Source organism: Mesorhizobium sp. WSM4989, assembly GCF_029625795.1.
Taxonomy (GTDB): Bacteria; Pseudomonadota; Alphaproteobacteria; order Rhizobiales; family Rhizobiaceae; genus Mesorhizobium.
Window position 1 is genome coordinate 575,907 of record NZ_JARTVN010000002.1, and the last position, 20,511, is coordinate 596,417.

Consider the following 20,511-nt stretch of genomic DNA (forward strand, 5'->3'; position numbering starts at 1 on the left):
CCGCCGGCGGGGGGCGACCGCAAGGCCGATGCCTTGCGCGCCGCCCGTCACGACCCCGACGCGGCCAGAGAGATCGACAGCATTCAAACGACGGTTCATGGTCGCTTCCTCTGCTTCTCCATGCACTTGGTAGCGCGGATCAGTCCCTGACGTTTCGCGCCACAAGCTTGGCGACGCTTGGCCCAACAAGCAGCACGACGAGGAAACGGGCCGATTGCAGCGCCATGACGAAGGAGATGTCGACGTTCTGCGCGGCGGCGGCGATGATGGCGACGCTGTCCATGCCGCCGGGGCTGGTCGCCAGATAGGCGGTCAGCGGATCGATGCCGAGCACGCCGCTGATGACGAAAGCCATGCCGCCGCAGAAGGCGATCAGCGCTACGATCGAGGCGATGATCTGCGGCAGGGCGCGTGCCGCGTGGCGCAGGATCGGCCGGGTGAAGTTCAGCCCGATCAACCAGCCGACCATGGCGTAGCTGACGGCCAGCAGCCAGGGCGGCAATTGCATCGGCACGCTGAAGCCGAGATGGATTACCGCGCCAAAGATGAAGGTGCCAAGGAAGAAGGGCGAGGGCAGTCTGAGCAGCTTGCCGAGCAGGCCGCCGACGACCGCGATGCCAAGGGTGGCGCCAAAGGCCAATGGATCGATCGGCGGAAACCAGATGATGGGCGGCACTTCGACGCCCGACGTGTCGACCCACATCTTGGCGACGAGCGCCGCCGTCACCGAAACGAAGATGACGCGCAGATATTGCATGAAGGCGACGAGGCGCTGGTCGGCACCGAAGGCGCCGGCCATCAGCACCATGGCGGTGGCGGCGCCCGGCGAGGAACCCCAGACCGCCGTGGTGCCGGGCAGGATGCGCCAGCGACTGATCAGCCAGCCTAGCAGGCTGGAGGCGGTGAGCGTCGCCACCACCATCCCGAAGAAGAGCGCCCATTCGGCGTAGAAGACCGGAAATATGTCGACCGAGATCGAATTCGCCACCAGGCAGCCGACCACGGCCTGAGCGGAACCGAACAGCGCGCGGGGTACGCGCACCGTGGCGCCGTTGGTGCCGGCCAGGATCGCGGCAAGCATCGGGCCGATCAGCAGCGCCGCAGGCAAGGCGGCCAATTCCAGCGCGCCGGCAAAGAGCAGCGAGAGCACCACCAGCGCCAGCCACTGCTGCAGCGGGCGCAATCGCGTCATGCGTTGAACAGACGGTTGCTCCAGTGACGGTCCTTCTGATGAAGAGTCCATATCCGGCTCTTAGCCCGGGCACGGACAAATGCGAACCCATTTTCCCGCGGAAATGCCGTTGGCGACGGTCTCGCGCTCAGCTGCCCTTCTCGGGGGCCGGAAGGCCGAAGCCGCCGACAGGATGGGTCTCGACCTGGAATTCGAAGCCGGCGATGAAAGGACGCGCCTTGGCGATTGCCGCCTGGACTTCGGGCAGTTGCAGGGACGCCTTATGGCTTGCCTGATCGGTCCACACTTCGGTGACCCAGATCGCGTCGGCATCGGCCGGATCGGTGGCGATGATGTAGCTCAGGCAGCCGGGCAGGGCACCGGTCGTCTCACGCAGCACGTCCATGACTGCATCGCGCTGGCCGCGTGCCGCCCGCATCTTGCCGATCAGTCCGAACATTCCCTTCCTCTCCCTCCAGGTTGCACGCTGAGCTGAGTATGCAATCGCCAGCTCACGGCATCAACTGGCCACCATTGACCTCGATCACCTGGCCGATGATGTAGCCGCTCAAGCGGTCGGAAGACAGGAACAGGTAAGCGCCGACGCAATCTTCGGCCCTTCCGGCGCGACCCTGCGGAATGGTGGCGACCATGCCCTTCATCTGCTCGGCGGTGGAATAGCGCTCGTGGAACGGGGTCAGGATGGTGCCGGGCGCCACGGCGTTGACGCGGATGCCGAAGCCGATCAGCTCCTTGGCCATGCCGCGCGTCACGTTGGAGACGAAGGCCTTGGACGAGCCATAGAGGCCGGCGCCGCCGCCGGCGCCGTTGCGGGCGGCGATCGAGGTGGTGTTGATGATGAAGCCGCCCTGGCGCTTCAGCCATGGGATCGCTCTGCGCGAGGCCGTCAGCACCGAGCGCGCGTTGAGATCCATCACCGCATCGTAATGGGCCTCGGTCTGCTCGGCATAGGCAACGCGGCCGAGCATGCCGCCGGCATTGTTGACCAGCCCGTCGAGCCGGCCGAAATGTTCAGCGCTCCCCTCGACCACGCGCTCGACGTCGGCGGGAACCGAAAAATCGCCCTGCGTCAAGAACACCTCGCCGCCGTCGTCGCGGATGGTTTTGGCGAGCTCTTCGGCGGCTTCCCGGCTTGAGTTGTAATGCAGCGCAACGCGGCATTTCTGCCGGGCATAGGCGAGGGCGAGGGCTGCTCCGATCCCGGTCGACGCGCCGGTGACCAGCACCGCCTTGCCGGCAAGATCGGGAATGACAAGCGTGGTCGGGTCAGTTGGCACGTCGATATCTCCAGGATTGCGCTGGCAATTGGTAGACGCTTCCCGGCCAGGTGTTCAAGTCAAGGCAAGATCAGGGCGCGAATTCAGGGCCGCAGATAGACATAGCCCTGGCGCTGCAGCTCCGCGAGCTTGACCACGCCGCCTTTCTCCGCGACCTGGAAGCCGGCAAGCAGGTCGGTCAGTGCGATGTCCATGCCATGCATGGTGTTGCTGCAGGCCTGCGGAACAAGTCCCTGCTGGACGAGGCCGGCAAAGCGGCTGGAGGTCGCGCCGGAAGCGCTCTTTGACTTGAAGGCCGCAAGCGCCGGCCCGTGAACGACCAGCACGACCTCGACATTGCCGCCGGTGCCCTCATAGTGGTTCTTGATGTTGCCGAGGACCAAGTTGACCTTCTCGGCGTCGCTGAGATGGTAGGCGACCTTCAGCCTGTCCTCGCCGGTGCCGGCGCTCGCCTGGCGAAGACCGAAAAAACCGGCCGCTCCGGCAAGACCGGCGCTGAAAACGTCACGGCGCAGCATCGCATCCTCCTCGATCCGGCGGCCCTCGCAAGTTTGCGTGGCCCAGCCTTCGTGCCTAGACTAGCATGAATCGCAATCACGTCTTGTCGGTGCGAGGAGAGGATCACATGACGTCGAGGATGGTGGCAGGCGCGATGCTGGGTGCCGCGCTGTTCATTGCCGGCGCGGCGCTCGCAGATGATGCCCCCAAGCTGACCGAACTCAGCCCGAACGGCGCCGACGTCTGCTTCGGCCGGGTCTATGATGCCGCCCATCTCAAGGCGCATCCGCACCAGAAGGTGGCGCGCATCTTCTTCTACCATGGCCACGATCCGGCCAGCCGGCCGAACGAGGAGCCGAGCTCGATGTCCGACGCTGCCTATAACGGCTTTCTCACCACCACGGTGCGCGGCGCCAAGAAGCCGGAATGGGCGGCTGGCTGGTGCAACAAGGAGGATCCGAGCGACAAGGCGAGCGGCATCCGCTGCGGCATGGAATGCGACCGCACGCTGGCCTCGCTGAAAGTCGACGACAAGGGCCGGCTGATCCTCTCCAACGTGCAGCCTGACGTCTATCTCGACGCCGGCGCGGAGGAGGATCTCGGCAAGGCGAAATACAACGAGCAGGCGCTGGGCAGCGAAGACGATAATTTCCGTCTCGATCCGATGCCGGCCGACACCTGCAAGGCGGAGTTCGCGCGCATCGATCCGATCGACCCGGCGATCGGGGCCCCGCTGCGCGAGCGGCTGAAGCCGGACCAGCCCTTCTGCTACGGCCGCGACTATGACGACGCGCATCTGAAATCCCATCCGGACCAGATGACGCAGTCGATCCGCGTCTTCCGCGGGCCGATCGAGCTCGCTTCCTTTGCCGCCGGTGGCGATGCCGCCAACTGGCCAGACGGCGCCGACATCGCCATCTCGGTGACGACCAGGCAGAAAGAGGCCAAGGTTACGCAGACCTATTCCTGCCAGGGCGAGGCCGATCAGTGGCGCTGCTCGGCCAGCTCCAAGATGAGCGACTTTGCCTGCGACATCTCGCAGAAGGAGATTTTTCTCAAGCGGGGCGCCAGCGGCACGATGCTGCTGGCCAACCCCAACAATGCGCTCGCCATCGTCGACCTCTGCTCGAAGATGGCGGGCGGCAAGACCACGTCCGACGACAAGGTGTACAGACTCAATCCGATGCCGCAGTCGGCCTGCACGCCGTGAGTGTGCCACTTCGTCACTCTAAAGTGTGGCGCTTCGTCATCCTATGCGGAGCAAGGAGGGAAGCGACGCGCGCAGCCATAGGATCCATGCCGTTATGCTAAAGCGTTGAAACGGTGCAGAACTCTGCTTCGCTGCATGCTTCGGCCAAGGCCACGGCATGGATCCCAGGGGTCTCGGCGATGGAGCTTCGCTCCTGCTTCTTCCAGGGATGACGACACCGCGGAGGCCCGGCCAATTTTCCAAGGCGTGCCTGGAAATCGCTTCAGGCGAAAGGCACCGCCGTTGTGCCTTTCGGCAGCTTCGCCTCGTCGTCCGGCTCGACATGGATGGTGACGCGCACCGAGGGGATCTCGGCCTTCAGCGCGTCCTCGATGCGGTCGCAAATGACATGGCTGGCGCCGACCGTCATGTCGGCGTCGACGACGAGGTGGAACTCGATGAAGGTCGCTCGCCCGGCGATGCGGGTTTTCAGGTCATGCACCTCCAGCGCACCCTTCGAATTGGCCGAGATGATATCGCGGATCTGCATGTGCTCCTGGGTGTCGACGGCACGATCCATCAGTCCGCTCAGCGACTCTCCGGTAAGCTTCCAGCCCTGATAGAGAATGTTTAGCGCAACAAGAAGCGCAAGCAGCGGGTCGAGGATATGCCATCCAGTCATCACCGCGGCGACAAGGCCCACGATGACGCCGACCGAGGTAAGCACGTCGGTCATGATGTGCTGGCCGTCGGCGACCAGGGCCGGCGATCGTTCGCTGCGGCCGTTGCGGATCAGCACGAATGCCCAGACGGCATTGACGAGCGCCGCGCCGGCATTGATCGCTAAGCCCTGCCAGGGCTGTTCGAGCGACGCGGGATTCTGCAGCGATTGCCACACCTTGGCGATGATCAGCAGCGCCGCAACGACGATCAGAACACCCTCGAGCACCGCAGAAAAATACTCGGCCTTGTGATGGCCGAAGGGATGGTCGCTATCGGCGGGCTTATGGCTGATGCGGATCGCCCAGAGAGCGGCTGCTGAAGTGATGACGTTGACGATGGATTCCAAAGCATCGGAATAGAGGGCCACGGAGCCGGTCATCTGCCAGGCAACGAATTTCAGCCCCATCACCAGGAAGGCGATGACGATCGACCAGAAAGCGAGGCTGGCGATCTTGCGCTTCGCGGCGGCTCTTGCGGCCGCCGTCGCCGTGTCTTCCACCGCGGCCATCGTTGCTAGGCAGCCTTTTCCTTGGCCTTGCGCGGCAGATGCGCAACGATGTTCTCGATGATGCGCATGCCGGCATTGTGGCCGAGCGTCATGATCGATTCCGGGTGGAACTGAACGGCGGCGATCGGCTCCTTGCGGTGCTCGAAGGCCATGATGACGCCGTCCTCGGTCTCGGCCGTCACCACGAAACCTTCGGGCAGGCGCACCGGATCGGCGAAGATCGAATGATAGCGGCCGACGGTCACTTCCTTGGGCAGCCCCGAGAAGATGATGCCCGGCTTCGAGACACGGATGCGCGAGGGCTTGCCGTGCATCGGAATGTGCAACTGCCGCAACTCGCCGCCATAGGCTTCGGCCAGCGCCTGCAGGCCAAGACAGACGCCGAAGACCGGCAGGTCGCGGGCGCGCGCTCGTCTGATGGTCGCGGCGCAATCGAAATCCTTCGGCGTACCCGGGCCGGGGGAGAGCACGACGAGATCGGGCTTCAGCCGCTCGAACACCTCTTCCGGCACCGGCGTGCGCACGGTGGAAACAGTGGCGCCGGTCTGGCGGAAGTAGTTGGCCAGCGTGTGGACGAACGAGTCCTCGTGGTCGACGAGCAGGATGTTGACGCCGTCGCCGACGCGCGCGGTGGTGCGTTCGGTGCCTGCGGCGTTGCCGGTCTTGGCGTCGCGTATGGCGGAGAGCATGGCGGATGCCTTCAGTTCGGTTTCGGCTTCTTCTTCCTCAGGAACGCTGTCGAAAAGCAATGTGGCGCCGGCGCGCACTTCGGCGATACCGTCCTTGATGCGGATGGTGCGCAGCGTCAGCCCGGTGTTCATGTCGCCGTTGAAATTGACCATGCCGATCGCCCCGCCATACCAGGCGCGCGGGCTCTTCTCGTTCTGCTCGATGAAACGCATGGCCCACAGCTTCGGCGCGCCGGTGACGGTGACCGCCCAGGCGTGTGACAGGAAGGCGTCGAAGGCGTCCATGCCTTCGCGCAGCCGTCCCTCGATGTGATCGACGGTGTGGATCAGGCGCGAATACATCTCGATCTGGCGGCGGCCGATGACGCGCACCGAGCCCGGCTCGCAGACGCGCGACTTGTCGTTGCGGTCGACGTCCGAGCACATGGTGAGCTCGGACTCGTCCTTCTTGGAGTTGAGCAGCTTGAGGATCTGCTCGCTGTCGGAGATGGCGTCGTCGCCGCGCTTGATGGTGCCGGAGATAGGGCAGGTCTCGACCCGACGCCCGTTGACGCGCACGAACATCTCCGGCGAGGCGCCGATCAGATACTCGTTTTCACCGAGATTGATGAAGAAGGAATAGGGAGAGGGGTTGATCGACTTCAGCTTGCGGGAAATGTCGGAGGGCTGGGTCTCGCAACGCTCGTAGAACATCTGTCCAGGCACGACCTCGAACAGGTCGCCGCGCTTGAAGCTCTCCATCGCCCGGCGCACCAAATTGGCATATTCGCCGGGTTCGTGATCGCCTCGCGGAGGGATGCGGTCGGCGGTCCTGAACGGCTCGACATGAGCATCGCGGGCCAAGCCTTCCGTGGAAAACCCTTCGCCGGAATAGTCGTAGCGGTCGGTCCAGGCCTTGGTCGAATAGTGGTCGACGACGAGGATCTCGTCGGGCAGGAACAGCACCAGGTCGCGCTGGCTCTGCTTACGCTCGAGCTTGTAGTCGACCGGGTCGAACTGGAAGGCGAGATCGTAGCCGAAGGCGCCGTAAAGGCCGAGATTGGCGTCCTCGGCAGTCTTGAACAAAGCCGTGATGGCGCGCAGCACCGTGAAGACGGACGGCACGCGGCTGCGCTCTTCCTCGGTGAAGACGCGGCCGGGCTTGGCGACATCGAGGCGGATCAGCTTTTTCGAGCTCTCGGCAATCGCCACCTCGCTCAGCTCGCCAAGCGCCTTGCCGATCACCGGCAGCAGCACTTCGCCGCGCTGGTTGAGCGCCTCGATGCGCATGGCGCGGCCGCGCGCCGAGATCACCAGCGGCGGATCGATGATGGCCGTGTCCCAGCGCGTGTAACGGCCCGGATATTCGTAGTTCGAGGAGAACACCGCGCCGCGGCGGGAATTCAGGCCGTCGACATAGGCGTCAATCGCGCCTTCATAGGGCTGGTCATGGCGTTCGCGGGTGATCGTCACCCCGCCCGCGGTGACGAAGCGCTCCGCCCCGTTGTCCAGAACTGTAGTCGTCATTGCCGTCTCCATCAGCGTTTTGGGCAACGGACCCGGGAATGGCTTGGAAAAACAAATGGCCGCCCGGACATTCCGCTGCGGCCACCCTCATTTTCACGCATGCGCGTTCGAACCGGCCGCTGTCAGCGAGCCCACCACCAAACGGTCTTGTTCGAACGCATGTTCATGGCGACTCCCATAGCGGCGAATGACGGCCCACGCAACTGGATTTCACGCGAACGGTAAAGCCGGCCCGTCAGTCCTCCAGCGTGCCGGAGCGCGCGTCGGCGCTCCTCTTGTCGCCGGCAAGCTTCAAAAGATCCTCGCCGGCGCGAATGATGCGGCGCGAACGACGGGTCAGGATGAAACCCGACTGGGGCGCGAACACCTCGGTGCGGCCGCCGGCTTCGCCGGGCGCATGGACGATCGTCGCCAGCCGGTCGCCCTTGTTGACGCGGTCGCCGGGCTTGACGTCGTAAAGGATGGCGCCGGCCTTGGGCGAAGGCATCATCTCGATGTTTTCCAGCGGTACGACGGCGCCGGAGAAGCTGCTCGCCTTCGGGACGGAAGGGTCCTGGATGACGCCGCGCGTCACCAGCAAGCGGTAGAGGCCGGCGGCATCGGAGGCGGCCAAGCCGCTGTGGACATCCAGCATGCCGCGATATTCGACCGTGGTGGCGACGCGCCGGTCGAAGCGCGCGACGCTCGCAGGCACATTTTGATAGGGCATGATCGAGGCGCCCTCGAAGGTGCCGCTACTGTCCTCGCTCCACAGCAGGACGGCATCGATGCCCATCGCAGCCGCGCAGTCGGCCATATGCGGCCACAGGCTGATGTGGATGTAGAGATAGGCAAGGCCCTCATCGTCGCAGTGGAGATCGAGCACGATGTCGTTGCCGAGCGAGAGTTGGACGAGCCGCTTCTTCAGCCGGCGATCGGCGCCGCCGATGTTGACATCCGCTAAAAGCTTGGCGTCCGGCGCGGCAAGCAGCGGGAAAGCACGGTTGAAGTTGGTGCGGGTGCCGAGATTGAATCGGCCCTGGTGCTCGCCGAAATGGTATTGCGCCCGACCGATTGGATTGGCCCAGGGCACCGACGTGATGGCGCCCCTGATGCGGCCCTCCGCTTCCGCCTTGGCAAGCATCGGCATCAGCGCGTCGATGGCGACGACACCCGGCAATTCTCCGGCATGAAGCGCCGCCTGCAGATAGGCCGAGGGCGCCGCCTTGTCCGTGCCCTCGAAGCGGAAAACCGGGAATTCATAAGCAACGCCTTCGCTGTCGCCTGCGATGCGCTCGATGGTCTTTTGCATGGAGTTCCTCCGGTGGGTGGCCAGACATGCATGGTTGCGGCCAGGGTGTCAGTGGTCCAGTCCGCCCGCGCGATAGGCGCAAGCCGACCGTCGGACGCCTTGAGCACTGTTTGCCAAGACCGAGAGGCCCCGACGTGGAGCGGCGATCTGCCGTTACGCCAGCGGCTTCAAGTCCTGGGCGATGGTCGGCAGAAGCTCCGAGACGTTGGGGTGGATGTGCATGGCGCGCGCCAGCGTCGAGATCGGCGCCTTGGCATACATCAGGTCGAGCACTGAGTGGATCGCCTCGTCGCCGCCCGGTCCGAGCACCGAACAGCCGAGGATCTCGCCGGTGTCGGCGTCGGCCAGGATCTTCATGAAGCCTTGCGTCTCGCCCTTTTCGACGGCGCGGCCGACACGGGTCATCGGCCGCTGGCCGACAAGCGCGCGGCGGCCGGATTTCTTGACAGCGGTCTCGGTCATGCCGCAGCGGCCGAGCGGCGGATCGATGTAGAGCGCATAGGCCTCGATGCGATCGGTGACCTTGCGCGGATCGTTGTCGAGCAGGTTGGCGGCGACGATCTCGTAGTCGTTGTAGGAGGTGTGGGTGAAGGCGCCCTTGCCGTTGCAGTCGCCCATGGCCCAGATGCCGGGCACATTGGTGCGCAACTGGTCGTCGACGACGATGTAGCCGCGCTTGTCGACCTCGACGCCGGCCTTGTCGAGGCCGAGGTCATCGGTGTTGGGGACGCGGCCGAGCGCCAGCAGCACATGCGAGCCGACCGCCGGCGGCTTGCCGGCAGAGAAGGTCACGGCGATACCGTTGCCCTGCCTGGCAAAGCCGATGTCCTCCGCGCCGACATGGACGGTGATGCCTTCGTTTTCGAGGATGGACTGGATCGCGGCCGAGACGTCCTCGTCCTCACGGCCCGTCAGCCGCGGCGCTTTCTCTATCACCGTGACCTCGGAGCCGAAACGGCGGAACATCTGGGCGAATTCGAGCGAGATATAGCTGCCGCCGACGACGACCAGATGGCTGGGCAGCACATCGAGATCCATCATCGAGGAGTTGGTGAGATAGGGGACGTCGTTGACGCCGGGCAGGTCCGGCACGGAGGCGCGGCCGCCGGTGTTGAGGAAGATTTTTGGCGCGGTCAGCAGGTCGTCGCCGACGCGCACTGTATTAGCGGATTCGAATCTGGCATGGCCGCGATAAAGCGTGCAGCCCTTCATCCCCGCGATCCAGCTTTCGAGATTGCCGCGGGCGTCGTTGGTCACCTTGTCCTTGCGTGCCTTGATTCTTTGATAGTCGACCCCGACCGGACCGGAGAGCGCGACGCCATAGTCGGCGGCGCGGCGGGCAAGATGCGCGGCGTAGGCGCTCGCCACCATCGCCTTGGTCGGCATGCAGCCGGTGTTGACACAGGTTCCGCCGATAAGCTTGCGCTCGATCAGCGCAACGCTCATGCCGGCGGCGTCGAGCCGGCCGGCGAGCGAAGGGCCGGCCTGGCCGGCGCCGATGACGATGGCGTCGAAGTTTTTCGCGCTCATGCGACCGCTGCCACGATCAGCAGGCCGCCGATGATCGCCACCGCGTCCTCGATGAAGGCGGCGGGCGGATCCTTGCCGAAGGCGGCAGCCATCCTTGCGCGTGCTTCCGCGCCGCCCAGCGTGCCGATCACCGCGCCGATCGCGCCGGCGATGAGGCAGCCGATGGTGGCGCCGACCGTGGCGCCGATCACCGCGCCGCAGAAGGCGCCCGTGACGATGCGCGCGCCGAACTGCTGCGGCACCTTGCGGCTCGGCGTTGACGGCAACTGGTCGGTGACGAGCTCCACGATCGCCAGGACGGTGAACATGCCGACCGCGATCCAGTGGCCCATGAAGCTTGCCCAGGTGCCGGCAACCGGGATCCAGCCGAGATACGAACCCCAGGCAACGGTCGCTGGCGCGGTCATGGCGCGAAGGCCGGCGACGACGCCAATCAGCAATGCCAGAATGTAGAGCATCATCATCCCCTCAAATTCGGAGCTCCGCACGGTTCCGCGGATGGCAAGCTAGCATAGGCCTGGCGTTTGGCCATGGGCTTTTCCGGTCGGGCGGATTGTGCTTTGGCAGCGGGACGGGAATGGAGGAGCAGCCATGACGACAAGCGAGCGCATGAAGATGGCGGCGGGTGAATGGTATAGCTGCATCGACCCGGAGCTGGAGGCGATGCGGGTGGCCGCCCGCGGCGCAGTGTTCGAGCACAACAGCATGCCGCCCCGGCAGCGCGGCGACATCGGCGCGACACTGCGAGCGCTGCTCGGCGGCCTAGGCGAGGGCGCGCGCATCGAGGCGCCGTTCCACTGCGCTTACGGCTTCAACCTGTTTCTCGGCGAGGGCGCCTTCCTGAACGCCGGTTGCACCATTCTCGATACCGCTCCGGTGAAGATCGGCAGGAGGACGCTGCTTGGCCCCAATGTGCAGATCTATTGCGCCGAGCATCACCGCGAGGCCGCCGGGCGGCTGGCCGGATTGGAGATCGCCAAATCGGTGACGATCGGCGACAACGCGTGGATCGGCGGCAGCGCGGTGATCCTCGCCGGCGTCAGCATCGGCGAAGGCGCCATCGTCGGCGCCGGCGCGGTGGTGACGCGCGACGTTCCGGCCAATGCGACCGTGGTCGGCAACCCGGCGCGGGTGGTTACACGCCGCTGAGGGCGACCTGCGCGCTGCCCTTCGAGAATTCGCGCCGGTACTGCATCGGGGAGGTTCTGAGCCGCGCCGCGAAATGCTGGCGCAGCGACGTGGCGCTGCCGAAGCCGGCCTCGAAGGCCACCATGTCCATCGATTTGTCGGTCTGTTCCAGCAGCCTCTGCGCCAGCGCCAAGCGCTGTTCGGCCAACCAGCTGCCGAAGCTGGTGCCGGTCGTCTTCTGGAAGCGACGCGTGAAGGTGCGGCGGGTGAGGCCAGCTGCTTCGGCGACGCTGTCCAGGGTGTGAGCTTCGCCAAGCGTTGCCCGCACCCCGTCAAGTGCCTTTGTGAACCGGTCGGCGTTTGGCGTCGGCGCGAGCGGGCGCTCGATGAACTGAGCTTGTCCGCCCTGCCGGTGCGGCGACAGCACGACGTGGCGGGCGAGCCGAAGCGCTGCCTCGGCGCCGTAGCGGGCGCGCACAATGTGCAGGCAGCAGTCCAGCCCGGCGGCGACGCCGGCCGAGGTAACGATGTCGCCTTCATCGACATAGAGCACGTCGGCATCGACGGCGATATCGGGGTGCAGCGTCTGCAACTGGTCGGTATAGGCCCAATGCGTGGTGGCCTTGCGTCCCGCCAGCAGTCCGGCGGCGGCGATGGCGAAGGTGCCGAGGCAGAGGCCGACGATCAGCGCGCCGCGCTCATGTGCCCGTTCGAGCGCATGCTTGAGCGCAGCGGCCAGAGGAGCATCGAGATCTTTCCAGCTTGGGATGATGACGATGTCGGCCTGGTCGAGCGCCGAAAGATCGTGCGGGACCGAAATGCTCAAACCGGCATCGGTATGGATAGGTCCTTGCTCCGCCGCGCAAACGCGGAAGTCGAAGCGCGGCAGACCGAGCTTGGTGCGGTCCGCGCCGAAGACCAGGCAAGGCACGGAAAGGTGGAACGGGCTGATGCCGTCGAAGGCGACGACGGCGACGATCGGAGTGCGCATGGCAGACATCACCAGGTTACGGCAAAGAGTGTCCCAATTCTTTCGAATAATGTCAATTGGGCCACTTCCTGGGAATAGATGTTCGGCCTAGCTTCGCCACCTATCAACCCGCTCGAAAGGAACCGCCATGTCAGCACCAGCCACCCAGCCACGCCGCGCACTCGTCGTCGTCGATGTCCAGAACGACTACAATGGCGGCAATCTCGCCATCCAGCATCCGCCCTTCGCCGACAGCGTCGCCAACGTGGCGCGCGCCATGGACGCCGCCACTGCTGCCGGCATCAAGGTCGTTGTCGTGAAGCAGATGGCGCCGGAGACTTCGCCGATCTTCGCCAAGGGCAGCCATGGCGGCGAACTGCATCCCGAGATCGCCGGGCGCGCCCGCGACCACTATGTCGAGAAGACGCTGCCCTCCGCCTTCACAGGCACCGACTTCGAGAACTGGCTACGCGCCAACCACATCGATACGATCGCGGTCGTCGGCTACATGACGCATAATTGCGACCTGTCGACCATCATCCATGCGGTGCATATGGGCTTTGCCGTCGAGTTCCTCTCGGATGCCAGCGGCTCGGTTCCCTACGCCAACAGCGCCGGCTACGCGTCTGCCGAAGAAATCCATCGCGTGGTGAGCGTGGTGCTGCAGTCGCGCTTCGCCGCGGTGCTCAAGACCGCCGAATGGATCGATTGCCTGAAGACCGGCGCCCTGCCGGAGCGCGACACGATCTATGCGTCGAACCAGCGGGCGCTGAAGCGGAACGCTGCCTAAAGCATTCACCGTTTCACGGAAACGGCGAAATGCTCTGGCTTTTTGTTTTTGACGCAATTCCGGACGGAAAACGGCTCACACTTTTCCTGGAACTGCTCTAGCCGCACCAACTCCGAAAGAAAAAGGGCGCGGCAGCAGTGCGGCGCCCTTGGTCGTTTCAGCTCCCAACGCTGCCTAGAACAGGCCCTCGATCTGGCCCTGCTCATTGAGGAAGATCTTCTCCGAGGAGGGCGACTTGGGCAGGCCGGGCATGGTCATGATCTCGCCGCAGATGATGACGACGAAGCCGGCGCCGGCCGAGAGCCTGACCTCGCGCACCGGCACGGTATGGCCGGTCGGCGCGCCGCGCAGGTTCGGGTCGGTCGAGAAGGAGTACTGGGTCTTGGCCATGCAGACCGGCAGATTGCCGTAGCCTGCCTGTTCCCACGCATGCAACTGGTCGCGGATCGACTTGTCGGCGATCGCCTCGTCGCCGCGATAGATGCGCTTGACGATGGTGTTGACCTTCTCGAACAGCGGCATCTCGTCCGGGTAAAGTGGCGAGAACTGCGAGGCGCCGGATTCGGCGATCTCGACAACCTTCTTCGCCAGGTCCTCGATGCCGGCCGAGCCTTGAGCCCAGTGCTTGCACAGGATCGCCTCGGCGCCCTGCGCCTTGACGAAGTCCTTCATCGCCTGGATTTCGGCGTCGGTGTCGGTGGTGAAGTGGTTGATCGCTACCACCGCCGGCACGCCGAACTGCTTCACGTTCTCGATGTGACGGCCGAGGTTGAGGCAGCCCTTCTTGACCGCTTCGATGTTTTCCTTGCCGAGATCTTCCTTCTTGACGCCGCCATTCATCTTCATGGCGCGCACGGTGGCGACGATCACGGCGGCCGCCGGCTGGAGCCCGGCCTTGCGGCACTTGATGTCGAAGAATTTTTCGGCTCCCAGGTCGGCGCCGAAGCCGGCTTCGGTCACGACGTAGTCGGCAAGCTTCAGCGCCGTCGTGGTGGCGACGACCGAGTTGCAGCCATGCGCGATGTTGGCGAACGGGCCGCCATGCACGAAGGCCGGGTTGTTCTCCAGCGTCTGCACCAGGTTGGGCTGGATGGCGTCCTTCAAAAGCACGGCCATGGCGCCGTCGGCCTTGAGATCGCGGGCATAGACCGGCGACTTGTCGCGGCGGTAGGCAACGATGATGTCGCCGAGGCGCTTCTCAAGATCCTTGAGGTCGGTGGCAAGGCACAGGATCGCCATGACTTCCGAAGCGACGGTGATGTCGAAGCCTGCTTCACGGGGGAAGCCGTTGGCGACGCCTCCCAGCGAGCAGATGATCTCGCGCAGCGCCCGGTCGTTCATGTCCATGACGCGGCGCCAGGCGACGCGGCGGGTATCGATGCCGAGCTCGTTGCCCCAGTAGATGTGGTTGTCGATCAGCGCCGAAAGCAGGTTGTGGGCCGTGGTGATGGCGTGGAAGTCGCCGGTGAAGTGGAGGTTCATATCGTCCATCGGCACCACCTGGGCCAGGCCGCCGCCGGCGGCGCCACCCTTCATGCCGAAGTTCGGGCCGAGCGAGGCTTCGCGGATGCACACGATCGCCTTCTTGCCGATGCGGTTGAGGCCGTCGCCGAGGCCGACCGTGGTGGTCGTCTTGCCTTCGCCGGCCGGCGTCGGGTTGATGGCGGTGACGAGGATCAGCTTGCCGTCCTTGTTGCCCCTCACCGATTTGATGAATTCGGCCGAGACCTTCGCCTTGTCGTGGCCATAGGGCAAAAGGTGCTCGTAAGGGATGCCGATCTTGGCGCCGATCTCCTGGATCGGTTTCTTCCTGGCGGCGCGCGCGATCTCGATGTCGGACTTCACTTCGGCCATGACGGCTTTCCTCTGGATTGGGCGGTGGAGGGGAGGGGTTCGATCACTACAGCAATTCCAGGAAAAGTGTGAGACGGTCTGCCGTCCGGAATTGCGTTAAACGAGGAAACAGGGCGGTTCTGCGTTTCCGCCCGGACGCAAGGGCATGTTCTAACCCTGTCGCTGTCACGGCGTCAACTTTCATGCAACTATGTTTCCTGCGAAGAAATTATTGCGTTCCCGGCCGACCTTCTCAAGGGTCTTTGGCGCTCGGTCGTTGCGAGCGTATAGAAGCCAGAGCAGGGATCGTTCCGCCGTCTCAAAACAGCCGCGCAATGCGCGGAATGCGACAGACGCGACGGCGCAAATCCGCCACCCTCCTGCTGTGGCGGCCGCGCTATTGGCTGAGCACGTTGCTGATCTCGACCATGTTGGAGCGCACGCGCAGGATATAGAAGCCCATGGTTGTCAGATGCGTCGGCAACAGCCAGCCGTCCTCGCGGCCGTTGGCGATGATGAAGGGCTGGATGCGCAGTGCCGAGACGAATTGCGCGTCCATGGTGTCCCACAAATTCTGCAGGTGCTTTTCCTTGATCACGTCCTCGAAGTCGGCCTGCGCCGCTTTCATCAGGCCGTAATAGGCGTAGAGCTGGCCATAGGCGAACCAGAAGCGGTCGTCGGCGCGGAAGTCGAACCAGCCGTCATTATGGTTCTCGGCGCGCTCCTTCAAGATCGCGGAGGTCGAGCCGATGTCGCTGGCGATGCGGTCGATATATTGCTTCAGATTGTCGGCGCGGGCATCGAACGTCGCCTGACAGCTGGCAAGGCGAGCGTTGAAGGAGCGCAGCTTGCGCACGGCATCGCGGTAGTAGCTCGGCGTCGGCGTCTTGGGGCCGAACGGGTTGAGGCCGAAATACCAGGTCTCTTCGTCGAATTGCAGATTGCCGCGTGCATCCTGCAGGTCGGCGTCGATCTGTGAGGTGGTGCGCACGCGGCCGAGATTGTCGGCTAGCTCGGTGGCGGTGCGCCGGACCGCCTGGTTGATGCCGCGCTGGAAAGAGGCCTTGTTGTCCATCCACGGCGTATGGTCCCAGTCGATGCCGAACAAGCCGAGCTTGTAAAGGATCATCGAGGAGACCCAGGCATTCTGGTTGACGTTAAAGTCCGTCAGATCGGCAGCCACTTGGGCTATCCCTGAGTTGCCGCAGGTCTTGGCGGTGTCGGTGCCAGCGCCGGCGGAGACCTGCTCGCCGGCCGAGACGCTGCGCTTCTCGAAGGTGTATTTGTCGGGATAGTTCGGGTCGAAATTGTTCCACCACTGGGTGGCGTAGAAGAAGTTGGCGTAAAGGCCGATCAAAACCAGCAAGGCGAGGCCGACCACCGCCTTCAGGATCCAGCCGCGCTGGCCATACCAGCGGCCGGCCCATATGAACGGCCAGAGAATAATGCCGACGACGAAGCCTATGCCGCGGCCGATCCACTGGAAAATCCGGGTGAAGAAATTCACGATCGGATCAAGCATGGCTCTCGTCACCCCCTCAGTCCGTCAAGCCGTAAAGGCGCGCGCGGAACGCGGCCTTGTCCTTCAAATATGTGGTTTTCAGAACGTCCACAACATGCGATCGCCATGCATCGCTGAAGCCGTCGAAGTCCTTGTAGAACCCCGGTTTATTGAAGACGTAGCGCGAGACGAAGTCCTGCGGCACGAAATCCGAGATCAACTGATTGGTGAGCCAGGCATCGGGATGATCGGGCTTGGCGCGCACAACCAGGAAGCGCTGGCGCGGCGGCACATCTTCAAGCTTCAGGTGGCCGAACTGGGCGATCTCGCGCTTGGCGGCGTTGAGGAAAGGGAAATTGCCGTCGCTGGCAATCAGGTCGGCATGGCTGTGGATCCAGGTCTGCAGCCAGACCTTGTCGACGTCCGTCAAGTTGCGGTTGGGCTCGGCATCGCGGATCAGCGCCCTCACCACCATCTCGGCGCGGTGCTCCAGATAGCCCGAGGTCTCGATCCAGGAAGCGCGCGGCAGGTCCAGGCGGCCCGTGGCGGCGAGGAAGCGGAATACCTTGTCGGCGTCGTTGATCGACAGATAGCTCACCTGCCAGGGCCGCGAGCGGCGGAAGCCGGGCGCAGCCGGATCGCTGATCACCGTCGTCATGTCGGGGTCGACGAAGACGTAGAGCCCGCCGAAATGGCTGGTCCAGTAGGCGTTGTGGCGGAAGATCACCTGATCGGGCACCAGCGCGTTCTCGCGGATGTCGCCGCAGACCTTGGCGAGGCCGACCATTCGCTCGAGCATGGCGTTGTCGCGCCAGGCGTCGGGTTCCTGCTTCAGCCGGTCGACCAGCTTGCCGAGTTCGGCCGCCTTGCCGAGCACGTCCTCGGCCGACAATACCTTGAACTCGACCTGATTGATCGACAGCAGGTCCTCGATGTCGTCGACCTTGGGGACGGAGTCCTCGATCTCGCCGTAGATGACGTCCTTGATGGTCAGCGCGTCGATGGCGCGCTGGTTCTTGGACATGAACTCGAACATCAGCTGCGAGGTGTTGGAGAAGGCGGTGTGCACGACCGGCAGATCGATCTGCGACGGCGTCAGGATGATGAAGCGCCGGTTGACCTCGTTGGGATCGAGATAGCCGTAGTCGCCGCATTCCTCGGCCACCTCGGGCGAGAAACCAGTGCGGTCGATCTGGAAGCTCGTCAGCTTGGTCGGCTCGAGGCCGAAGGCGACGAGAGCCTTGTTGTAGCGCTGGATGAGATGCGGTTCATCGACGACGAGCAGCCTGCCATAGATCAGCTCGTTGTCGCGCAGAAGGTCGGGCTTTTTGGCGGGACGGGTCATTGGCAAAGGTCCGACGGATGTAGCCTCGAAAGGCGAAGCGGCAACGCCGACGCCCCCCTCTCCCCGTTCTTGACGGGGAGAGGGTAAGGGTGAGGGGCGGCGCCAACGATCAAAGATTTGTCTCCCCGTAGCCGCTGGCAGCAATGAATCGAAGCTCGTGCGTCTCGATCAGACGATCGAGACGGCATTCGATCGCAGCAAGTATGGTTTCGAGCACCTCATCCCGCTTCTTCAAGACATCGACATTCCAGAAGCGGAGAACGGACCAATTGTTTGAGACCAGGAAGCGATCCCTGATCTGGTCGTAGCTGTTGCCTGCATGCTGGCTGCCATCGACCTCGACAACGAGCTGGCACTCCCTGCAGGCAAAATCAGCGAAATAATTGCCTATCGGAAACTGCCGCACAAACTTATGGCCATTCAATCGTCTGTCGCGCAGTTCCATCCAAAGAGCTGTTTCCGCGTCGTTATCCGACTGCCGGAGGCGTCTTGCCCGTTTCGTTGTAGCGACTTCTGGTCCACGCACGGCGCTGCCCCTCACCCTTACCCTCTCCCCGTGAAGGACGGGGAGAGGGAGGCGCCGACGTTGGCACCACATCCTTCCGCACTTGCGGGCAGCGAAGGAAGCCTACGCATTCCAAAGCCCCTTGTTCTTCAGCTCCTCCATCTCGCGCGCGGCGCGTTCGCGGAGCCGCGCGTCGCGCAAAAGCTTCTCGACCGCCGCGTCGTCGGACTTGTCGGAGTAGCGGAATTCGGAATCGGCGTAGCGGTTGATCTCCTGCATGACCATGTCCATCGAGAACGGCCCGCGCAACTCCTCGATCATCGCCTTCTTGTCGTCGTAGCTCTTGTGCATGAAGGCTTCCGGCTTCTCGAACCAGTCGTCCGGCAGCTCGATATCCATGGCGCGCATCTTGATGGCGTCGGTCACATTCTTGATGGCGCGGCCGGTGAAGCGCGGCTCGGCATTCTTGATCATGTGCAGGTAGGTGCCGATATCGGCCATCGTCTTCGGCGCGCCGTTCTCCTTCATATAGCGCTCATAGACCTTCATCAGCCCATCTTCCTGCGGCTTCTCGTGCTCCTCATAAGCGGCAGTCACCGCACGCTGGATTTCCTGCGCGGCATAGAGCTCGTGCTCGCCCAGCGGGATCTTGTGGTTCTTGCCGGCGAGCAGCACGAAGACGTCGATGTAGTCGTCACGGCTCTGCGGGCCGTCGACCAGCCAGCGGGCGCCGGCGCGCTGGCGCAGCGCATCGTCGACATTTTCGGGGTAGTTGGAAAACATGCCGAAGGAGCAGTTGCCGCGCACCACGGTGGAAGCGCCGGCGAATGCGTCCATGAGGACGCCCGTGATCTCCTGCTGGCCGGCGGATGCGCGGTCATCGGAGCGGCGCGCCGCAACCTGGTCGATGTCGTCGATGGTGCCGAAACCGATGGCCCGCGGATTGAGCACATTGTTGATGAACTGCCGGCAGTTCTGGCCGGACTTGCCCTGGTAGGAAGAAATCTGGTCGACCCCGAAATTCTCGTAGACGAAGGGATAGCCGGCGACCTGACAGTAGTTGTTGACGAGGCCGGCGATCATCTGGATCAGCGTCGTCTTGCCGGTGCCTGGCGCGCCGTCGCCGATGAAGGTGAACAGAAAGCCGCCGAGCTCGACGAAGGGGTTCAGCTCGCGGTCGAAATCATAGGCCATCAGCATCTTGGCAAGCTTTACCGACTGGTATTTGGCAATGTGATTGCCGACGACCTCTTCCGGCTTCTTGAAGGTCATCACCAGCGGCTTCAAGCGCTTGCCGGGCGCGACGTCGAAACCGTCGAGGGTGAAGTCGTCGGCATCAATGCGGATATGCGCGTTCTCGAACGGACCGATGCCGTCGAAGCGCCCCTTGCGCGCGAGCAGCCCGTCGATGGCGACGCGGGCGAATGCGCGCGCCCTGGTCATCAGATCGGCATCGTCCTTGGAGCCGGCAATCGCCTTGTCGAGGCCGGCCACGATCGACTTCACCGCGTCCTGCGGCGTGTCGAACAGGAAGTCGGGTTCGGGACTGTCGTTCGGCGCCTCGCCGTCGCTGTCGATCAGCTGGAACAGGTAGGAGGCGAAGCTGAAAGCCGAAACGTAGGCGGAGGCCGACAGCAGCTTCTTGAATGTCGCCGCCTCGTCGCCTTCGAGCGGGGCACGCGCGTTCTTGGCCTGCAGGCTTTCGAGATCGGATCCCTCGGCAAAGACATCCGATATGGCCAGCGCGATCGCCAGGCCGCGGCGGGCGCGGTAGAGAAGCATGTGCTGGGGGATGCTCATCAGCTGGTCGTCGGGATGGATCGCGGCGACCGTTTTCGACAGTTCGACCTCGCGCGTGCGGCGCACCGAACCGGCCGAGACGGTCGAGACGAAGCGCCGGTTGGTGCCGGCGAGCGCGGTGCCGGACTCGCGCGATGGATCCTCCAGCACGACGATGCGGGTGATGAAGCTCTGCGCGGTGGCGCAATGCTTTTCGATTGTCGATTCCGAGATCGTGGTCAGCCCGGTGTCCATTA

The 20,511-nt window shown here is 64.0% G+C and carries 18 protein-coding genes and 1 pseudogene; 3 read left to right on the forward strand and 16 right to left on the reverse strand.

Features of this window, described 5'->3' with window-relative positions; translation table 11 throughout:
- The 5 genes and pseudogenes from P9217_RS15455 to P9217_RS15475 all read right to left on the reverse strand — a co-directional run.
- A pseudogene (locus tag P9217_RS15455) lies at positions 1-87 on the reverse strand (3-oxoacyl-ACP reductase); the annotation flags it as partial.
- A gap of 52 nt (positions 88-139) precedes the next feature.
- A complete protein-coding gene (locus P9217_RS15460) occupies positions 140-1,243 on the reverse strand; it encodes an AbrB family transcriptional regulator (protein ID WP_278087207.1) in 1,104 nt (367 codons plus the stop codon).
- 76 nt (positions 1,244-1,319) lie between these two features.
- Positions 1,320-1,631, reverse strand: a complete 312-nt coding sequence (locus P9217_RS15465; RefSeq protein WP_095781246.1) for a putative quinol monooxygenase — start codon at positions 1,629-1,631, stop codon at positions 1,320-1,322.
- Positions 1,632-1,683: 52 nt separating this feature from the next.
- Positions 1,684-2,469: an SDR family oxidoreductase gene (locus tag P9217_RS15470; protein ID WP_082953952.1), complete on the reverse strand. Its 786-nt coding sequence runs from the start codon at positions 2,467-2,469 to the stop codon at positions 1,684-1,686.
- A gap of 83 nt (positions 2,470-2,552) precedes the next feature.
- Positions 2,553-2,987 (reverse strand): DsrE family protein, encoded by a 435-nt coding sequence (locus P9217_RS15475; protein ID WP_278053646.1) that lies wholly within the window; start codon positions 2,985-2,987, stop codon positions 2,553-2,555.
- A 107-nt stretch (positions 2,988-3,094) separates the two neighbouring features.
- Between P9217_RS15475 and P9217_RS15480 the strand changes: the two genes are divergently transcribed.
- A complete protein-coding gene (locus P9217_RS15480) occupies positions 3,095-4,177 on the forward strand; it encodes a hypothetical protein (protein ID WP_278087208.1) in 1,083 nt (360 codons plus the stop codon).
- Between the two features lie 262 nt (positions 4,178-4,439).
- On the opposite strand, the gene P9217_RS15485 is transcribed toward P9217_RS15480, so the two are convergent.
- The 5 genes from P9217_RS15485 to P9217_RS15505 all read right to left on the reverse strand — a co-directional run bounded on the left by P9217_RS15485 (position 4,440) and on the right by P9217_RS15505 (position 10,861).
- Positions 4,440-5,387, reverse strand: a complete 948-nt coding sequence (locus P9217_RS15485; protein ID WP_095801702.1) for a cation diffusion facilitator family transporter — start codon at positions 5,385-5,387, stop codon at positions 4,440-4,442.
- Between the two features lie 5 nt (positions 5,388-5,392).
- A complete protein-coding gene (locus P9217_RS15490) occupies positions 5,393-7,582 on the reverse strand; it encodes an anthranilate synthase (protein WP_095801838.1) in 2,190 nt (729 codons plus the stop codon).
- A gap of 235 nt (positions 7,583-7,817) precedes the next feature.
- Entirely contained in the window at positions 7,818-8,873 is a 1,056-nt protein-coding gene (locus P9217_RS15495; protein ID WP_278087209.1) for a succinylglutamate desuccinylase/aspartoacylase family protein, read from the reverse strand.
- A gap of 153 nt (positions 8,874-9,026) precedes the next feature.
- Positions 9,027-10,403 carry an FAD-containing oxidoreductase gene (locus P9217_RS15500; protein ID WP_127323546.1) on the reverse strand — a complete coding sequence of 459 codons (1,377 nt, stop codon included), beginning with the start codon at positions 10,401-10,403 and terminating at the stop codon, positions 9,027-9,029.
- Complete coding sequence (locus tag P9217_RS15505) at positions 10,400-10,861, reverse strand: DUF4126 domain-containing protein (protein WP_278087402.1); 462 nt, start codon at positions 10,859-10,861, stop codon at positions 10,400-10,402. Before P9217_RS15505 ends, P9217_RS15500 begins: the two co-directional genes overlap by 4 nt.
- A 133-nt stretch (positions 10,862-10,994) precedes the next feature.
- On the opposite strand from P9217_RS15505, the gene P9217_RS15510 reads away from it, so the two are divergent.
- Positions 10,995-11,552, forward strand: coding sequence for a sugar O-acetyltransferase (locus P9217_RS15510; protein WP_278087210.1), 558 nt, complete (start codon positions 10,995-10,997; stop codon positions 11,550-11,552).
- On the opposite strand, the gene P9217_RS15515 is transcribed toward P9217_RS15510, so the two are convergent.
- The gene (locus P9217_RS15515; RefSeq protein ID WP_278087211.1) at positions 11,539-12,522 is read right to left on the reverse strand and encodes a helix-turn-helix domain-containing protein; all 984 of its coding nucleotides are present in this window, start codon (positions 12,520-12,522) and stop codon (positions 11,539-11,541) included. The genes P9217_RS15510 and P9217_RS15515 overlap by 14 nt on opposite strands.
- 127 nt (positions 12,523-12,649) lie before the next feature.
- Here P9217_RS15515 and P9217_RS15520 point away from each other — a divergent pair, with 127 nt between their 5' ends.
- The gene (locus tag P9217_RS15520) at positions 12,650-13,291 is read left to right on the forward strand and encodes a cysteine hydrolase family protein (RefSeq protein WP_095801697.1); all 642 of its coding nucleotides are present in this window, start codon (positions 12,650-12,652) and stop codon (positions 13,289-13,291) included.
- 174 nt (positions 13,292-13,465) lie between these two features.
- Here P9217_RS15520 and P9217_RS15525 read toward each other — a convergent pair whose 3' ends face one another.
- The 5 genes from P9217_RS15525 to P9217_RS15545 all read right to left on the reverse strand — a co-directional run bounded on the left by P9217_RS15525 (position 13,466) and on the right by P9217_RS15545 (position 20,509).
- Positions 13,466-15,145, reverse strand: a complete 1,680-nt coding sequence (locus tag P9217_RS15525) for a formate--tetrahydrofolate ligase (protein ID WP_067326468.1) — start codon at positions 15,143-15,145, stop codon at positions 13,466-13,468.
- 376 nt (positions 15,146-15,521) lie between these two features.
- Positions 15,522-16,646: a DUF2333 family protein gene (locus tag P9217_RS15530; protein ID WP_067326471.1), complete on the reverse strand. Its 1,125-nt coding sequence runs from the start codon at positions 16,644-16,646 to the stop codon at positions 15,522-15,524.
- 16 nt (positions 16,647-16,662) lie between these two features.
- Positions 16,663-17,970 (reverse strand): DUF6638 family protein, encoded by a 1,308-nt coding sequence (locus P9217_RS15535; RefSeq protein WP_095823294.1) that lies wholly within the window; start codon positions 17,968-17,970, stop codon positions 16,663-16,665.
- Between the two features lie 109 nt (positions 17,971-18,079).
- Complete coding sequence (locus tag P9217_RS15540) at positions 18,080-18,496, reverse strand: DUF559 domain-containing protein (protein ID WP_278054563.1); 417 nt, start codon at positions 18,494-18,496, stop codon at positions 18,080-18,082.
- 102 nt (positions 18,497-18,598) lie between these two features.
- A complete protein-coding gene (locus P9217_RS15545; protein ID WP_278087212.1) occupies positions 18,599-20,509 on the reverse strand; it encodes an ATP-binding protein in 1,911 nt (636 codons plus the stop codon).
- Between the last annotated feature and the right edge of the window lie 2 nt (positions 20,510-20,511).

What these genes read in the sequence shown, in the direction of transcription:
- P9217_RS15520 (WP_095801697.1), top strand. Translation starts at nt 12,650, where the DNA reads ATGTCAGCACCAGCCACCCAGCCACGCCGCGCACTCGTCGTCGTCGAT.
- P9217_RS15490 (WP_095801838.1), bottom strand. Translation starts at nt 7,582, where the DNA reads ATGACGACTACAGTTCTGGACAACGGGGCGGAGCGCTTCGTCACCGCG.
- P9217_RS15480 (WP_278087208.1), top strand. Translation starts at nt 3,095, where the DNA reads ATGACGTCGAGGATGGTGGCAGGCGCGATGCTGGGTGCCGCGCTGTTC.
- P9217_RS15460 (WP_278087207.1), bottom strand. Translation starts at nt 1,243, where the DNA reads ATGGACTCTTCATCAGAAGGACCGTCACTGGAGCAACCGTCTGTTCAA.
- P9217_RS15505 (WP_278087402.1), bottom strand. Translation starts at nt 10,861, where the DNA reads ATGCTCTACATTCTGGCATTGCTGATTGGCGTCGTCGCCGGCCTTCGC.
- P9217_RS15485 (WP_095801702.1), bottom strand. Translation starts at nt 5,387, where the DNA reads ATGGCCGCGGTGGAAGACACGGCGACGGCGGCCGCAAGAGCCGCCGCG.
- P9217_RS15530 (WP_067326471.1), bottom strand. Translation starts at nt 16,646, where the DNA reads ATGCTTGATCCGATCGTGAATTTCTTCACCCGGATTTTCCAGTGGATC.
- P9217_RS15495 (WP_278087209.1), bottom strand. Translation starts at nt 8,873, where the DNA reads ATGCAAAAGACCATCGAGCGCATCGCAGGCGACAGCGAAGGCGTTGCT.
- P9217_RS15545 (WP_278087212.1), bottom strand. Translation starts at nt 20,509, where the DNA reads ATGGACACCGGGCTGACCACGATCTCGGAATCGACAATCGAAAAGCAT.
- P9217_RS15510 (WP_278087210.1), top strand. Translation starts at nt 10,995, where the DNA reads ATGACGACAAGCGAGCGCATGAAGATGGCGGCGGGTGAATGGTATAGC.
- P9217_RS15500 (WP_127323546.1), bottom strand. Translation starts at nt 10,403, where the DNA reads ATGAGCGCGAAAAACTTCGACGCCATCGTCATCGGCGCCGGCCAGGCC.
- P9217_RS15535 (WP_095823294.1), bottom strand. Translation starts at nt 17,970, where the DNA reads ATGACCCGTCCCGCCAAAAAGCCCGACCTTCTGCGCGACAACGAGCTG.
- P9217_RS15465 (WP_095781246.1), bottom strand. Translation starts at nt 1,631, where the DNA reads ATGTTCGGACTGATCGGCAAGATGCGGGCGGCACGCGGCCAGCGCGAT.
- P9217_RS15525 (WP_067326468.1), bottom strand. Translation starts at nt 15,145, where the DNA reads ATGGCCGAAGTGAAGTCCGACATCGAGATCGCGCGCGCCGCCAGGAAG.
- P9217_RS15475 (WP_278053646.1), bottom strand. Translation starts at nt 2,987, where the DNA reads ATGCTGCGCCGTGACGTTTTCAGCGCCGGTCTTGCCGGAGCGGCCGGT.
- P9217_RS15515 (WP_278087211.1), bottom strand. Translation starts at nt 12,522, where the DNA reads ATGCGCACTCCGATCGTCGCCGTCGTCGCCTTCGACGGCATCAGCCCG.